This is a genomic window from Flavobacterium psychrophilum, assembly GCA_001708385.1.
Lineage (GTDB): Bacteria > Bacteroidota > Bacteroidia > Flavobacteriales > Flavobacteriaceae > Flavobacterium > Flavobacterium psychrophilum_A.
The window spans coordinates 2451868-2469205 of sequence record CP012388.1 but is presented as its reverse complement, the minus strand read 5'-3'; the positions used below and the strand labels follow the sequence as shown (position 1 = coordinate 2469205).

Genomic DNA, 17338 nt, shown 5'->3' with positions numbered 1-17338 from the left:
TCTAACCCGGAAACAATTATATTATTCGCCTATTGTAATAATTTGACGGAGTGTTGGCATATTTTCAAGTTCCGGCGGAAACATTTTATCTTTGTTGTAATTGCGAACAACAGCCCTAAGCCTTCCTTTTTTGTCTGCACTGCCTATAAGCAGTTCAAAACGTCCGTCTTTACTGTAGTCATTATCATATTCATTAGCACGATACGACTCACCTGTTTCTTCATCTTCGGGCACTTCGCCTGCTAAAAGAAAACTTATATTCAGATGAGCATTACTGTTAGATGTGAAGGTGATTTTTTCGCCAACAGATATAATGAATATATAATGTACTGATGTATGATTAATCTTAGTTACAGTAAGCCTGTACTGATGATTCTGATTGTTAGCTAAAAATTCATACGTTTCATCCATTTGTAATTCCGAAGGGAAGTGTATTATGGTATCATTATCCATTTGAACGTAACCGTCGATAACCTTAATAGACCCAATAGAAGTATCGCTAAAACGCTCTATAGCTTTAATAAACGAAGGGTCGTATTTTGACCTGTCTTTTATATAAACCTTAGTTTTGCCATCCGCGGAAGTAACAGCAAGAGTATCTGTTGCTGTTGTTTGTTTTACAGTTGTGGTTTCAGCTTTTTTACAACTGATAAAAAGAAGAATAGCGGCCAGGGCAAGGAAATGTTTCATAATGATGTATTGCTGGCCAAATATACCAAACTTTCCATTCAATTATCCAGGTAGCGACGTAGCGCTGCTATGTCTCTATACAACACAGTAAACATATCTATATTAGTCTTCCACTGCAAAACCCATTGCAGTAAACACCCAAAAACCCGCCGTACCTTTGCAGTGTAATAATTAGGGATTTGAAGATTTGAAAATGTTCCAATTTGAAAATGCACAGCAACCCAAAAGTATTCAATTGACTTCCGGAAAATCAATTCTAAAATCTTACCGAGTTTTCATTTTCAAATCTTCAAATTAACCAATCTTCTCAATCTTTTAATCCTTCAATATTTAGATCTTTCAATTCTCCTCAATCTTTCAATCATTAAATTTTTCAATTTTAAATCTAATGAATGACAGGAAACATTTATATCTCCGGCCAGATAGGCACTTTTGATGGTGTTACCGGTGTAGAGCTGATTGATGTAATAGGCCAGGTAAAAAAACAGCCAAAAGCAACTGCCTACAACGTACACATTAATAGCGAAGGCGGACTGGTAGATGTGGGTTTCGACATTTACCATTACCTTAAATCTCTTGGCAAGCCCGTTACCACCATAGGCAGCGGAATTGTAGCCAGTATTGCCACCGTAATTTTTATGGCAGGCACCAAAAGGCAGATACGCGAAAACACCCCATTTATGATTCACCTTCCCTGGGGAGGCTCTATGGGTACTGCCGATGAGCTGGAACAGTTTGCAGACCAGCTTCGATCCATAGAAAAGAAAATGGTTGGCTTTTACACCAAAGCCCTGAGTATTGAAGAGCAGGCCATAATGCCGCTACTTAAAAACGAAACCTGGCTTACGGGCAAACAACTCACCGCCCTGGGCTTCACCACCACCCCGCAGCAGGTAAAAGCTGCCGCTAAAGCCTTCTTAAAACCCAAAACTACCACTATGACCGGATCGTTTACCGAAAAGGACAGGCACTGGATGGAAAGCCTGTTTGAAAAAGTGCTTGGCAAGTTCAAACACCACAACATGTTTAACAAAGTAATTCAGGATGCTACAGGTGCCGAAATTGATTTTACCGACCTGCCCGATGATGCTGTAATTGAAGTAGGTGCTACAGCCACTGTAGACGGCAAGCCTGCCGAAGGCGAATTCCTTTTACCCGATGGCTTTACTTATGTGTTTACTGCGGGCGAGCTTACAGAGATCATCGAACCGGAAGAAGACGCTGAAGAAGCTGCTGCTCTTCGCACAGAAAACAAAGCCCTTAAAAGACAGCTTACGGCTATAAAAAGCGAAGTATTGGCACTGAAACGCCAGGTAACATCAAACTTTAGCGTAGATGGTAAAAAAGCAACCTATCGCAAAGCCGGTGAAGGCGACAAACTTGCAGGTATGAAAGAATATTTGAAGCATAAAAACACAAAATAATGGCTCTTGTAAATGCAGACGCTCTAACACTTAATGCCCGCGAGGCCGAAACAGTAAGCGAGGTAATTTTTAACAGGGTTTATAACGACTCCGAACTTGCCGAATTCCACGAAATTGAAACGGGTATCGACGTAAAAACCCAGATTGCCTTTGCCGGAAGGTTAGGTTTACTAGGTAAAAAAACTACTGGCTGTACTCCTAACGAAGCGGGTGGTTTTGAACTGACAGAGAAATTCTGGACTCCGGTTCTGGAAGACTTTAGGCTGAAACATTGCCAGACCGATATGCCTGCGCTGCTAAAATTGTTCAGGAAATCGCAACGTATTAACCCCGACTTTTTTGATGCAGTTGGCACGCAGGAATTTGGTGTAATTATCTCTGCGGTAGAAACTGCCATGCTAGAGAACATGCACCGCAAGATATGGTTTAACGATACTGCTGCCGAGACCGTTGCCAATGGTGGTGTGTTTAAGAACGGAACTGATCTTGGCTACTTTGATTCTTTCGATGGTCTTTTCAAACAAATCTTTACCGAAGTTCCAAGCGATGCGCTTAACCGCGTAGCTATTTCGGCGAATGCAGGAACGTCATACGCAGGACAGGCACTTGCCGAAGATGCCGCCCTTGCCATCTTTGAAAAAATGGTAACTGCTGCCGATGAAAGGCTTGTGTCTGCCGATGACAGCTTTATCCTTGCCACACGCTCTTTAGCCGATAACTACCGTGCTACGCTTCGTAACAGAAACTTAGGGTCAGGTTTCCTTGAAGTGGTTGAAGAAGGACGTCCGAAATTATACTTTGACGGTATAGAAGTTAAAGTACGTTACGACTGGGACAGGTACATTAAAACCTACCAGGATAACGCTACAAAATGGAACCTTCCACACAGGGCGGTATTTACCACCAAAAGTAATATCCCGGTGGGTACATTAAGCGAAGAAGACCTTACCAAACTGGATGTTTTCTACGACAAAACCCTTAAAACAAACATTATGGACGCTGCATATACTATAGATGCCAAACATCTTGAAAGCTATATGACGGTGGCAGCGTATTAAGCTGCGCTGTTTCAGGCTTAAAGTTTAAAGTTACTTACTCAAACCTAACATCTCAGGGCCTCAACCCGGCTCAAATAACCAAACAATACTTCTCACAAAACAAAAACAACATGCCAGTAGATTGTACAGGAAACCTAACAACAGATATATTATTCGATTGCTCTAACGCTCCAATTGGGGGTATAGAACAAAATGTTATACTTATCGCCAAAGACGATATAGATGTAGTAAACACCACTACCGACGCTACAAACCGTATATTGGTTACAAACCTTCAACTTAAGACCGGTAAAACGGGCCACCTGCTTAGCGGAGTAAAACAAAGCAACGGCAAAGCGTGGGAGTTGGTTAAAAAGGAAAACGCCCCCGACAAATTTAAGCACGCTTTTAGCGGTGTAATTTTTAACCCAAGCGCTGCTAACAAACAACAGGCAGACGCTCTTGCTAAAGGTGCTAAATATGTGGTGGTTTTAGAACAGGTATGGAAAGGTGCCGACAGTAAAGATGCCTTTGAGATCTTAGGATTATCAAGCGGACTTGAGCTAATGACTATGACCAACAACTCTAAAGAAAACGACAACATGATCGTGTTCGAGCTTTCTTCTGCCGATGGTTATGAAGAGACTACTATGCCGCGTACGCTTCTTGACGAAACGTATGCTGCTACCAAAACCATTTTCAATAACAAGTTCTTACAGGCTTAAGGCTATATGGACTTTACCACTATGGATATTGCCACCGTTACCCGTTCTGTTACGGGTAGCGGTGAGCGCTATCTGGAGTTGTTTTTAAAAGAATACACCTCCATTTTTAAGGAAAAAGTAAATCCCTCCTGCCCTAAATGTTTAACCGACTACCTCAACAGGTACAAAAACCATTTTAAAGCCATGGCAAACTCATGCAATTACAGGCTTCATGCCAAATACGAAAATATTCCGCTTGAATTTGGATCTCCCATACTGGTTAACAACGCCAATATAACGGATGCGTATGCCCAAAAGCTTTTACAGCACAATAACGGTCAGCGTTATTTCGCCCAAATGCCAAAAGCAACTGAAGTTCCGGTTAAGAAAACAAAAGTCATTAAAAACAATACGGCATCCGCCGGAAGTATTTCTGCCAACCCGTCCTCTGAATGAGAACCCTGCTGATAGATGTATGGAAAAGGCTAACGCCCTGGAATAAGTCGGCAGATGTTTATGCTAACGATACCGACAACGCCTACCCCGAACGTATGGACAGGCTTATCAACAATAGTGTTACGGCAAAGTCGGCTGCCAGTATCATGGTGCAATATCTTATCGGTAAAGGATATGGCGCAGAAAACGACAGGCTTATCATTAATAAAGAAAAGAAACTGAAACTGATAGATTTTGCCGACGATGTAGCTGATGACCTGGTAAAGCAGCGCGGCGTTTTTATTCATGTGAACTGGAATGCACTGTATCAGGTTTGCGACTTTAGCGTTATTCCGTTTGAGTGGTGCCGCATAGGCCGTACCGATAGTAATGACTATGCCGGAAAGATTGCAATTTGCAAAGAATGGCTCAAACCAAAAAAAGCAGATATACAATTGATAGATGTTTTTAACCCGCGCAAAAAAGTGATTGATGCACAGGTAGAAAAAGCCGGAGGATGGGAGCATTATAAAGGTCAGGTACTTTATGTAAATATGGACACCAAGCTGCTTTATCCTTTATCGCGTATTGATTCCGTTGCCGAAGATTGCGACAGTGAAGCACAGGCATCGATTTATAAAAACAAGCTGCTTCGCAAAGGCTTTTTCGGTAATACCCTGGTAGTTACGCGTCCCCTTGTAGGCGAAGGATTAGATAGTAAAGCCCTTTTGAATGCCGAAAGTGAAAGAGAACAGTTTCAGAAAGCCATTAAAGACAGTTTGGGTGCCGAAAATACTGGCGGCGTTTTATGCCTGGAAATGGATTTTGCAGGAGATAAGCTGGAAGATGCCATATTAATTAAGCAAATTGAGAGTAAAATAGACGATAAGCTTTTTAATTATACCGAAACCAGCGTCCGCGAAAACATACTTGTAGCGTTTAATAACCTTCCGTCAGGACTGGTAAAAAACAATGAGTCTTCTATGTTTGGTAATTCTGGAGAGGCTATCCGTGAGATGAAACGCACGTATTGGGAAAACACGACTAAAGAACGCAGCCTGCTTACATCTGTTATCAATCAGCTCTTTGCACGCTCTCAGGATTTTTCAAGCCTTGTTGTTGAACCTCAAAACCTGATTGCCGATGCTATGCCAGCCCCTGATAACCCGTAACGACATTGCTAAATACAGGCAGATAAGCAAATCGGCCAACGATGCCAAGCTTAACGAAATGATACTCGATGCGCAATTGTTGGATCTTCAGCCACTCATTGGAGAAAGCCTTTACAATAAGCTTCTCGCCAGTCCATCGGATTTTGAAGAACTATTAAATGGCGGCATTTATGAAGTTGACAGCATTAGTTACACCAATTACGGACTCAAAATGGTTCTTGCTTATTTTACCTATGCGCGTATTATTATGTTTTCATCTGTTACCGATACCCCATATTCTGTTGTTGAAAAACTCAACGATAACAGCATGCCTGCGGATGCATCATCTAAAAAAACCATCTACGGCCTTAACCGTGACGCCGCTTTTCAGATTTGGGAAAATGTAAAAAAGTATTTAAGCAGAACCCACTCTACCGACTTTAACCATTGTCAAATCTCAGCAAATGGCCTAAGATTCAAAAAAATAGTATAGCATGAACAGTATAAATTCGCTAAACGACAAAAACTTCACACTTAATGGCATACAATATTTCAGGAACTATGTCTCGGCGGTACACGGCAATAAAATAGAGCTCTATAACTGTTATGAACGTAAAGATGTGCTTGTTTCACTAACCCATTTTTCAGAGTTTACAGTTAATGGTTCGTCTTACACCTCAGCTGCTGCTTTACAAGCCGCTTTACTTGATGTAACGTATTCAAGGCTTACCGGAGGCGACAGTTCTATTATCGATCAAAATAATACCGGCAGGACAATAGATGCTGGATTTGTAGGCCCGGCTCCTAATTACGTACCTGTATACTCGGTGGTAGCGGCAGTAGCAGAAAAGCTAAATGCTATGGAAATTGTGATTACTGCAAAAGAAACACCTGTAATAATCACAGCTTCATTGTTAGCCGATGGTCCGAACGGACTGTCTGTTACAAAAATATACAAATACCTTTTTAAACCTGGAAAAGGCAACTGGGGACAAAATGGTACTACTATTTCTACCAGGCATCTTGAAGAAATTACCATTCGTAATTACTTAATAGACGATTTATTAGGGCAATCGAATGCAATAATTGAAAATCTTGGTGTGGTAGCTGATGGTAATTTTATAGCTAAGGCTAATGCTTCTAACTGGAACTTTTATGATTCGGGAACGGAAGGCGGTACAGGCCAAAAGACCTATTACTTTAGCTACGAAACAGATGATGTACTGTATTTTGCCCAATTTACAGGTACACCGGGATTATATGGAATTAGCTATACCAATAAATTTTCAGCAAATGATTTTGTATCGAGTACCGATAGCAGAATTACCGATGTCCCAAATCTCGAAAAAATACTTGAACAGGGTGGCAATAAAAATATTTCCCAACTAGTCAATAACGGAGACGGTACTTCGCCTTTTACTACAGAGGCAGCAGTTAATGGGCTTACGGTTACAGTTAATCAGGCAGCGGCAGAAATGTATCTCAAAAACAGTGAAGGAACAATTTTAGCGACTGTGAATCTTGCTTTTTTAAACAACGAAGGAACAACGTTTTTTTATAATGACACAACAGAAAAGCTCGAACTTAAAAATGATGCAGGCGAAGTTTTAAGTCAAGTACTGGTAAGTGCTTTTGTTTCGAATTTAATGCATTCGGTCGAATTTAACGGTTCAAACCAAAGTCTTCTAGAGTTTAAAGATGCTACGGGCAATATTGTAGATTCTGTTGCGGTTACAATAAACAATATTCAGGGTTTGCAGGCTGCGTTAAACACAAAGGCAAATGCAAATGGTTCTAATGCTACAGGATTTTGGCCTATTGGCGTTAATTCTGCTAGCACTGCAACCCAAACAGAACAGTTTGGCGGAGCTTACGGTGATTTTTTAAATGATGGAAACGGAATAACACACGTTGCTGGTTATGACAGCACTCAAACGAGAGTTAAACGATACACACTATCCAGTTTCAAACTGTGGTTGGCGATGGCAATCACAGATATATCTGGGCTAGTAACCGCTTTGGCTAATATAACTGCATCAATCGGTCTAAAAGCCGATAAGGCAGGTACTTTGGATACCAAAGTTTTGGATGTTCCGGAAAATACCGATTTAAATACATATTTAGATACAGGACTATATCTTAAACGCAATAACACAGGTGTTACTTTAGAACTTAATTACCCTATCATCCAAGCGGGTAAATTGGAGGTTGTTAGATTTTCTGCGACACAGGTTTATCAGGCCTATCATGCTTTAGGAAACAATATCAACCAACTGTTTATCCGGACATTGAATGGTAGCGCATGGCAGCCCTGGAAATTATTAGCAAACGATGCAGAAGTAGTTCATAGAACAGGATCAATAGTGGAGTCGATTAATGGAGCTAAAACATTTACCGAAGCTCCGATGGTTCCTGCTGGTACATTGGCAAATCATGCTGTCAATAAAGGACAAATGGATGGTCTTTCCTCAAAATATTTAACCTTGAATAGTAATGGAGGCGGTCTGACCCAATTGGGTGCTACAGCTGATGCAAATTCACTAAATACAATGATGGGTTATGGAGGTTCGAACGTAATAAACTTTCCGACATCCGGATCTATTCTAAGTATGATGTTTACTGATGGGATGTTTGGAGGACAATTACATATTGCAGCTAACTCTCAGTCTGTAACGGGTGGTATCAGATACAGATCAAGATATAGCGGTGTTAACAGTGTATGGGAACAGCTAGCGGAAAGATCATGGGTAACGGCAGCGCTCGCAACTGCTGCCAATAATGTTGCCACTAACTACGTTCCATCCATTGGAGCCTCTACAGTTGGTGGTACTAAAACTTTTACCGAAGCTCCAGTGGTGCCTGCGGGTACTTTAGCAAATCATGCTGTAAATAAGGGACAACTTGACTTAAAATCTAACGACTCCGAAGTACTGCATAAGTTAGGAAGTATCACTGAGTCAGTTACAGGTCAAAAAACTTTTAACGATAATTTAGGTATAGGAGGGGCAGCTGTCAATACTTGGAGATTAAAATTACAAGGCCAATTTGGTATTAGCTCTATCAACACTTTAGGTGAATCTGTTTGGGAACTATACAATAATGCTAAGGAAATACGTCACAATTACGGCTTTAAATTAGTAGGTTATTCAGGACTTGCGACAGGTCAGACGTGGTTTATAAATGGTGTAGATGGTAGTGCAAACTTTACAGGAAAAGTAACTACTATTCCTGCTACAAATGGAAATGAGGTAGTTATAAAGAGCCAGTTAGATTCAAGTCTCTCTTTAGCAGCCAACAATATTGCTTCGAGTTATGTTCCATCCAGTGGAGCTTCTACAATTGGTGGTGCTAAAACATTTACTGAAGCTCCGACGGTGCCTGCCGGTACATTGGCTGTGCATGCTGTGAATAAAGCTCAGCTTGATTTAAAGGCTGATGCAACTAGTGTTGTTACGACAAGTACGAATCAAGGTAGTATTGGAGGTGACAAAACTTGGATAGGTGCACACACATGGGATTCAAATTCAAATTCATTATACCAATTCAAAAGAAAAATAGATGTAGCTGCTCAGTCATTTGCCGCAATTACAGCAGTAGCAAAAACCAGCGCTGCTTCTCAGGATGGATTTGGTGGTGGAATAGCCGTGCAAATTGAAAGTTCCAGTTCGAATGGTGTTCAAACAATGGCATCATTTAGAGGTGCGAGGCAAGGTAATGATACTAGTGGTGCCGCCAGGGTAGCTACATATCTAAATGGTGTAGATACAGAGCGACTTGAGGTCTCCCCACAAGGTGTTACTAAACCTATCAACGGTGGAACTTTACAGGCTCCTGCTGCTGTGTTGCCACAGGAAGTGATTATAAAATCACAACTCGATTCAGGATTGAATACAGCAGCAAATAATGTAGCATCCAACTATATACCCTCAAGCGGAGCGTCAACTGTAAACGGTACTAAAACATTTACTGAAGCTCCGGTCGTACCTGCCGGTACGTTAGCAAGTCACGCCATAAATAAAGGGCAACTGGACGAAGTTACAGCTGGATCTATTTTACAAGGCGGTAATAGTTTCAATACAGTCATGACTATAGGAACAAACAATGGATATAACTTGGTATTGGAAAGAGGCAATGTAGCAAAAGTTGATATAGGATTTGCTGCAACAACATTTGCCGATCAGGTAATTTTAAATGCAAATATTATATCAGGATCAAATCCACAAGGTAGCAGAATAAGTTTCGGCAATGCTAGCGGTACTAATGTGTATTTTCAATCTACAAATACTGTAGCACATAGATTTGAGACCAATAATGGAAACGCTTCTGATGTTCTTAGGGCTAAAGTTGGTAACACAGATGTTTTTGGAGTAACGGCCGCTGGTAGGGTATGGGGAGCTAACGCTCAAAATGCAAATGAATATGTTGCATTAGGGCAGTTGGACTCAGCGCAAGCAACTGCTGCCAACAATGTAGCTACTAATTATATAATAAAAAATGGTGCCACTACGAAGAGTGGAACTTTAACTTTCATAGATGCCCCTATTGTGCCTAATGCTACTTTAGGTAGTCATCCAATTAATAAGTCGCAATTGGATGCTAAAATTTTGGATCTTGAAACAGGTTTTGTCATTGATAATAATTATACCGGCAGTTCCGGGTGGTTTACTACCTTAAATGCTAAATATCCAAGTGTACGCTTGGGTTATACGGTATACGCAATTCATACCAGTGGGTCGTTCGCTTGTAAAAAACTTTCATCTGCAGAATGGGTTATTAGTCCAATCGCTGCTGTTGTAACTCCAGCTTAATCAATGAAATTATAACAAAATGAAATTCATTTATTCGATCACTGCAGGCGTTACAGGTTTTTTACTTCCAATACAGGGTGTACTTATCGCAGTTGCCATAGCAATCTTTTTAGATACAGTAACCGGACTGTATAAAGCCAATAAGCTAAAGAAACCAATTAAGAGCAGGTATATGTCCGATATCATAGGTAAGCTGATCATCTATGAGGCCTGCATAATCCTTCTGTTTATAATTGACCATTACCTACTATCAGAGTTTATGAAGATATGGTTTTCGGTTGACTATTTTTTCACAAAGCTTATTGCTCTGGTTTTGGTAAGTATTGAGTTTACTTCTATTAAAGAAAATTACGAAGAAGCAACTGGCAAGGATATAATAAAATGGCTTAAGAGCACACTGAAACGTAGTAAAGAGATTAAAAACGATATTAACGATTTAATTTAATAACAATGACAAAAGGAGAAAAAATAATTGCGATTGCTTTCGGGGAGGTCGGTCAAAAAGAAAGCCCACTTAACAGCAATAAAACAAAATATGGAAAGTGGTTTGGTTTAGACGGTGTAGCGTGGTGTGGAATATTTTGCAGCTGGGTTTACGCCCAGGCAGGTGTTCCTTTAGGTAAAATTGGCTATACAAAAGGTTTTGCCGGATGCCAGACAGCAGTAGCCCATTTTAAAAAGACTGGAGAGGTAGCAAATTCACCACAAATGGGAGACTTAGTATTTTTCGATTGGAATGGCGATAGCAAACACGATCACGTTGGTATATTTAATGGATGGAAAGTTAAGGATAAGGAATTTTATACCATAGAAGGCAATACGTCATTAACCAATCAAAGTGATGGCGGAGCAGTAATGAACCGTACGCGAAGTGTAAAAAATGTACTGTTTGTACATCTTAAAGTTTTAGATTAATGAAATACATTTGGCAAACAGCGACAGCAGTACTGATAGTGCTGCTGTTTGCATCTGTTCAAACGTGTAGTTCAAACAAAAGTGTAGCAAATAATTACACTTCATTATTGACTGATACTGTAAACTATTATAAGAACAGACTAGGTACTATTACAGCAACAAAATCAACGTTACAACTAGAGAATAAGCAGTTACAAAATCTACTTATAAACAAAGATATTGAGCTGAGAAAACTTACCGCTGAATTCTCAAAAATCAGATCTTTGGTTAAATATGAAACCGTTACTTTGATTGATAGTATCCCAATAGTATATAAAGATACTGTTCCATGTGTTTTTAAACGCTCAGGAACCATAAATGAGAAATGGTACACACTCAATTGGCAATCTGACCAAAAAGGCATTAGAATCGATTCATTGCACTTTGAAAATACAGTGACCGTGATAAACGGACTTAAACGAAATTGGTTTTTAGGGGAGGAAATTCTGGTAACTGATATCACAAACAGCAACCCATATTTAAAAACCAACAATATAACTTCCGCAGAAATTACTATCCGTCAACCCTGGTTTAAAAAATGGTTCGTTTGGTTTATGTTAGGATCTGCAAGCGGATTTCTATTTACAAAATAATCAACTAAAAACCTCTTTAAGTACTTCTAGCGATTTTGGTCTTTTAAAACCATCAAGGTGAAATGCATAATAGTCCAGCAATATTTTTAGCAACGCCTGCCTTTCTGAAACATGAAAGGCTTTGGTGCTGTTATCAAACTTTAAAGGAATAAGTCTTCTTAACAACTGGGTTTCCTCTGCCGAAAGGCAGCTTACCGAAGCATAAGGCACAAAAACACCTCCTGTCATTTCAAAAAAAGAATATTCTTCGTTTGAACCATCCGGATAGAACCCTAGAAATTTAGTAATTTCCAAAAGCAAAATCAGGTGAAAGTTAGCGGCTCCATCATGACTGTCAAGCCAAAGTAATGCAGTTTCAAGAAAGGAATAAAGGCTTTGATTTTTTTCTTCTTCCTTAATGCAATGATGCAGCATCTCTGATATAAAAATGGCAATAGTTGTTTTGGTAATATCTGTAGTGATTGAAAAGTAAGGATATGCCATGCGCACTTCCTTAAAATATTCAAGTGTTCCTTTATTTTTATGAGATGCTTCTATCTCAAGTATATTAAGCGGCCGAAAATACACAGTTTTCTGGCTGCTTTTTTTTGATGTAAAAGCATCGCGAACGTAATATGACTTAAGCCCGTCAGATTCGGTAAAGCACTTTACGATCAGGCTTTTTTCCTGATACCGCAACGCACTTAACACTATAGCCTTTGTCTTTACGAGCATATATTATTGATGATAAAACCGGTAAGTACCGATAGTAAATTATCTGATGATCATTACCTTTTTAACCTTAGTTTTTGTGCCATCTTCAGAAGATATAAATATCATATACACGCCGGATGCCACTTTATACTTTCCAAAAGCACGTGTGTCCCATAGAACGGTTCCTCCTTCAGATGTAGTTTCGTACACAAGATTACCCTCAATATCTGTAATCTTAACGTTAGCATTGTCTACAAGCCCGCTAATATTTACGTCTCCGTTAAAAGTAGGACGTACCGGATTTGGAAAAACATACACCTTGCTAAGATCATCTGCTGCTTCAGTTGATGTACCCCTGTAGGAAACCATTCCTTTATCTGTAGCGAAGAAAACCTCTCCGGTAACATTATCTACCTCAATATCATTTATAGTATTGCTTGGTAGTGGAGAATTCTCTTTCGTAAAATGAAAAAGCGTCTGTTGGCCATCCGGCGATACTAAAAAAGCTCCTGCTCCCCCTGTACCTATCCATTTGTTATTTGCACCATCAACAGCAATATCTATTATACTTTGCTCGTACATTAGTTCCTGGGCAAGTCCGTCTTCAAGAATAATTATAGCATTTGTAGTAAGCTGGTCTTCGGTATTAAAACGGTCTACTCCCTGTAACACCCTTAATCCGCTAACAGTACCTATCCATAAGCGATTATTATTGTCTATGGCTACACATCTTACGTTATACGATGGTAAATTTCCATTCTCGCCATTGGTAATAACTTTAAACTGTGGGTTGGCAGTTTCATTAAATCCTATAAGCCCTCCAAAACTACTTGGTATCCACTTAGTGCCATTTTTATCAATTGCCATTTTTCCATAACTATTGTCGGTAGGAGTAGTAAGTATGTCTTTAACATTATAGGATATCCATCCGCCTCCGGCCCTAAGCGTTTTTATGGCCTTTTCAATTCTTGCATTTGTCATCCATAAATTTCCGGTTTTATCAAAGGCAAGGCTATTTATCCTTACACTTCGTTCGTTCGCATTTTCCGAATCAACTAAAGATTCAGGTCCGTTTTGTATAGCCGGCTGGTAAGTATATTGAACTGTAGGCTCTTCATTTTCAATTTTGATAAGGCCATTATGAAAAGAAGACACATATATTAGGTTTTCATTTACGGGACTAATTACAATATCTGATATAGATGCTGCATTAAAAAGTTTAGTATTGGGTATGGTTGTCCATCCTTTATCGTTAAACTTACTAACACCATAATAATCTAATTCATACGGATTGTAAAAATAATCATAATCTCCGTACACAGCCCATAATGCACTTGGTGCTTTTTTAATGGCAAATATATTGCTTCTCGAAGGGCCATTTGGCGTTATATTCTCAAAACTAAGACTGTTAAACCCTGCAGAGAACATACCATCATCCCGTGTACCTACAAACACGGTTTCGGCAACTACTGTAGCACTTGTAAAAATAGCACCTTCTGCTTCGGGAAGCGGAATAACATTAATTTGGGCAGCTTGCATTAACTGCGCATTATAAACATTTACACGGCTGGCACAGGTAGCTACCAAATATCCGTTTGCTTCCCTGAGATCTGTAACACCGGAGGGAAGAGTAGCAAAAATATTGGCTGAACCGTCCTGAATTCTAAAAACAAGTCCATTTGTATCACAGGCAAAGAGCATATTATTAAAAGTACATACTCCGGAAAAAGCACCGCCAAACGGCTGCTCCCATTGATTATAGTCATTAAGATTTGGGTTAGACAGGTTACCTGCCCTGATTCCCAGTGTAGGAGATGCTGCAAAAATATAGCCGCCTAACACAGCTGCCTGCTGTACTGCAAGTTCAGATCCGTTAGGGCCAAGATAATAGGTATCATTAAATTCCAGAGTGGCAAGGTCAAAAACTACAATTCCAAAATCGGTAGATATATAGGCCTTTCCGTTGGCTTCGGTAATATGATTTATCCTTTTTTTGGCAGCAGCAATAGTACTTTCCTGTACTATGCCAATTTTATTCACAATGGTATTATCACCATTAATAACAATAAGCAAGCCGTTAGTGTTACCAACCAATGTGCGGTTAAATATGGTACTGTGATGTACTGCTGTTATTGTCTCTACTTTAAGTCCATCTACAGAGGTTATTGTTTTAAGCTCGTTAGTACCTAAGTTCTTTTCGAACATAGCACTACTGGCTGCACCAAACACCCTGCTTTGCGACTGGGTTACATCTACAATGTCGTTATACGAAAAGAAACTCCTCCAGGGCTGGTTTTGCCCAAAAAAAGTAAATGAAAGCAATAAGAAATACAGTAAGAAAATCTTTTTCATCAAAAGCAATTATTTGCACAAATATAAGCTAAAACGCCATTATTGTGTTTTTTGTATAAAGCCCTGAAAAAAAGGATGAAAGTCTGTTTAAAAGTACCCGGAAACAAGAACGCCTCTTCTTAGAAGAGGCGTTCTATTTAAATACTGTAAAGACAGGCTATTGCTACAGTTATAATACCAACAATAGGTATAGAGATCGAATACTCTGTAGTTTTTGCCCCATCTGATGATGTTTGCTTAAAATGAAAATTCATCATGTCCTTTTAATCTTAGGCAAATCTCAAATCGACTTCTTTAAGTCATATATAAAGTTACAAAATGATTATCAATAACTTAGCTTTAAAATGTTAATTAACATTCAGAGTTATTTTACTTTCAGAAACGTACCAATTTCACTATACGGTAATAAAAGTTCTTTAGGACCGTCGGCAAAAGAGCCAATCTCTACACTGTTGTAGTATAAAAGAAGTCCGTTTTCTTTATAAAATATATTTTGTGGAAGGATAAATTTATCATTCTCAAAAAACAATCCGGTAGCATTTATAGATTTACCTGCCGGGATATTAAATTTTTCGCGAAACTTCTTTTCGGCAAAAGCTGTAAACGCTTTTCTGTCGTGTAAAATGGCATCGTACGTAAGTGTTCTTCCTGTTTTCGCATCAAACAAAAGCGAACGGTTGCCTTCGTATCCGTGCGCTCCTCCGGTAAACATATAATTGTTAAGTTTTATGTTTATAATATTATCGCTTTGGTAATCTATAGTTGCTTTAATTTTTGCTTCCCACGGCATGGCATCGGCAGGATATTTTTTAGCAAGTTCTTCATAAGACCCTATAAACGAATCCATAAGTTCTTTATAGCTTTTTGCAGCGGTTGGTTTTTCACCAAAGTATACTATGCTTCTTGTTACCTTAAATATTTCATGATTAATGCTATCGCTAACCTCCGGTGCGCCTTTAGCCTCCGGAACACTTATAGATACATACGTACAAACATCGCCTTTGCATGGCAACGTTGTTTTTTTATTGTACTCTTTGTTCTCAAAAGATAGTGCAGGTGCTTCTTCTACAATAGTTTCTGTAACATCTTCGGTTGTTTTTTCTTTATCATCCTTGCAGGCTGTAAGCAGCGAAAAGGCAAGGGCTAAGACTAGCAGTTGTTTCATAGTATAAGTGTTATAGTTGTGTAAAACACGCTTATCCGCATACGCGGGAAATTAAATTACAGTAAATTTGCCTAAAATTAATGAGAACGAATATACGATTATATGAAATTTAACACTAAAACCATACACGGAGGCCAGCATCATGAAGAGCACACGGGCGCAGTAATGCCGCCGGTTTTTCAAACATCTACCTTCGCTCAGAAAAGCCCCGGAGTACTTATAAACGGATACGAATATAGCCGCGGTGCAAACCCTACACGTACTGCTCTTGAGGATGCCCTTGCGAGCATTGAGAACGGTGCACGCGGACTTGCGTTTTCATCGGGACTTGCAGCAACCGACTGCGTTATGAAGCTGCTTAAGCCTAACGATGAGGTTATTGCTATGGACGACCTTTATGGAGGTACCTACCGTATGTTTACACGCATTTATCAGGATATGGGTATAAAATTCCATTTTGTGGATATGAATGACCTTGATAAATTTCAGTCGCTTATAAACGAAAACACTAAGCTTGTTTGGGTAGAAACACCAACTAACCCGCTTATGAAAGTAGTAGATATTGAAGCTATCGGAAAGATAACAAAGGCTAAAAACATACTTTTTGCTGTAGATAATACTTTTGCAACACCATACCTTCAGCGACCTATCGATCTAGGTGCCGATATTGTTATGCACTCTGCTACAAAATACCTTGGCGGGCATAGCGACGTTATTGCGGGTGCACTAATTATTAAAGATGCAGAGCTGGGCGATAAAATGCATTTCCTTCAGTTTGCTACGGGGGCAACCCTTGGCCCACAGGATTCTTACCTTGTGCTTCGCGGTATTAAAACCCTGCACCTAAGGGTACAGCGCCACAGTGAAAACGGACAAAAAGTTGCCGAATACCTGGTAAATCATCCGAAGGTTGAAAAAGTATACTATCCCGGACTTGAAAAACATGCTAACCACGAAGTTGCTAAAAAGCAAATGAACGGTCAGTATGGCGGTATGGTATCGTTTACATTTAAATCGGGAGCAAAAGCAGATGCAATTTCTTTCCTTGAAAATGTAAAAGTGTTTACACTTGCAGAATCGCTTGGTGGTGTAGAATCTTTAGCCAACCACCCTGCCCTGATGACGCATGCATCTATACCCGAACCTAAACGTAAAGAGATTGGTATTACCGACGATCTTGTGCGCCTTAGTGTTGGTGTTGAAGACATTGAAGATCTATTAAAAGATATAGAACAGGCATTTGCATAACGCAGTGTTGTTTTAGATTTAAGATATATTTAGCAGCGCAGATAACGCAAATTTGAACAGTTTTTTGCAGATTTACATTCCCTT

14 protein-coding genes and 1 pseudogene are annotated in these 17338 nt (G+C 39.6%); 11 read left to right on the top strand and 4 right to left on the bottom strand.

The window, feature by feature from the left end:
• Window positions 1–21: 21 nt before the first annotated feature.
• On the bottom strand, window positions 22–690 hold the full coding sequence (locus ALW18_10740) for a hypothetical protein (protein AOE52947.1): 669 nt from the start codon (window positions 688–690) through the stop codon (window positions 22–24).
• 392 nt (window positions 691–1082) lie between these two features.
• On the opposite strand from ALW18_10740, the gene ALW18_10735 reads away from it, so the two are divergent.
• The 10 genes and pseudogenes from ALW18_10735 to ALW18_10690 all read left to right on the top strand — a co-directional run bounded on the left by ALW18_10735 (window position 1083) and on the right by ALW18_10690 (window position 11796).
• A complete protein-coding gene (locus ALW18_10735; GenBank protein AOE52946.1) occupies window positions 1083–2114 on the top strand; it encodes a hypothetical protein in 1032 nt (343 codons plus the stop codon).
• Window positions 2114–3172, top strand: a complete 1059-nt coding sequence (locus tag ALW18_10730; GenBank protein ID AOE52945.1) for a hypothetical protein — start codon at window positions 2114–2116, stop codon at window positions 3170–3172. Before ALW18_10735 ends, ALW18_10730 begins: the two co-directional genes overlap by 1 nt.
• A gap of 110 nt (window positions 3173–3282) precedes the next feature.
• A complete protein-coding gene (locus ALW18_10725; protein AOE52944.1) occupies window positions 3283–3876 on the top strand; it encodes a hypothetical protein in 594 nt (197 codons plus the stop codon).
• A 6-nt stretch (window positions 3877–3882) separates the two neighbouring features.
• Window positions 3883–4311: a hypothetical protein gene (locus tag ALW18_10720; protein ID AOE52943.1), complete on the top strand. Its 429-nt coding sequence runs from the start codon at window positions 3883–3885 to the stop codon at window positions 4309–4311.
• Window positions 4308–5462 (top strand): hypothetical protein, encoded by a 1155-nt coding sequence (locus tag ALW18_10715; protein ID AOE52942.1) that lies wholly within the window; start codon window positions 4308–4310, stop codon window positions 5460–5462. The genes ALW18_10720 and ALW18_10715 overlap by 4 nt, the downstream gene beginning before the upstream one ends.
• A complete protein-coding gene (locus ALW18_10710) occupies window positions 5434–5934 on the top strand; it encodes a hypothetical protein (GenBank protein ID AOE52941.1) in 501 nt (166 codons plus the stop codon). Before ALW18_10715 ends, ALW18_10710 begins: the two co-directional genes overlap by 29 nt.
• A 1-nt stretch (window position 5935) precedes the next feature.
• Window positions 5936–10249 (top strand): hypothetical protein, encoded by a 4314-nt coding sequence (locus ALW18_10705; protein ID AOE52940.1) that lies wholly within the window; start codon window positions 5936–5938, stop codon window positions 10247–10249.
• A gap of 19 nt (window positions 10250–10268) precedes the next feature.
• Complete coding sequence (locus ALW18_10700) at window positions 10269–10694, top strand: hypothetical protein (GenBank protein ID AOE52939.1); 426 nt, start codon at window positions 10269–10271, stop codon at window positions 10692–10694.
• Between the two features lie 5 nt (window positions 10695–10699).
• Window positions 10700–11119 (top strand): annotated as a pseudogene (locus ALW18_10695) (hypothetical protein).
• 44 nt (window positions 11120–11163) lie between these two features.
• Window positions 11164–11796 carry a hypothetical protein gene (locus ALW18_10690; GenBank protein ID AOE52938.1) on the top strand — a complete coding sequence of 211 codons (633 nt, stop codon included), beginning with the start codon at window positions 11164–11166 and terminating at the stop codon, window positions 11794–11796.
• Here the strand turns inward: ALW18_10690 and ALW18_10685 are convergent, their stop codons facing one another.
• The 3 genes from ALW18_10685 to ALW18_10675 form a co-directional block, all read right to left on the bottom strand.
• Window positions 11797–12510: a DNA recombination protein RecO gene (locus tag ALW18_10685; GenBank protein ID AOE52937.1), complete on the bottom strand. Its 714-nt coding sequence runs from the start codon at window positions 12508–12510 to the stop codon at window positions 11797–11799. It abuts the gene before it with no gap.
• Between the two features lie 39 nt (window positions 12511–12549).
• A complete protein-coding gene (locus ALW18_10680; GenBank protein AOE52936.1) occupies window positions 12550–14841 on the bottom strand; it encodes a hypothetical protein in 2292 nt (763 codons plus the stop codon).
• Between the two features lie 364 nt (window positions 14842–15205).
• The gene (locus ALW18_10675) at window positions 15206–15913 is read right to left on the bottom strand and encodes a hypothetical protein (GenBank protein AOE54385.1); all 708 of its coding nucleotides are present in this window, start codon (window positions 15911–15913) and stop codon (window positions 15206–15208) included.
• Window positions 15914–16108: 195 nt separating this feature from the next.
• Between ALW18_10675 and ALW18_10670 the strand changes: the two genes are divergently transcribed.
• The gene (locus ALW18_10670) at window positions 16109–17254 is read left to right on the top strand and encodes a cystathionine gamma-synthase (GenBank protein ID AOE52935.1); all 1146 of its coding nucleotides are present in this window, start codon (window positions 16109–16111) and stop codon (window positions 17252–17254) included.
• Window positions 17255–17338 lie beyond the last annotated feature (84 nt).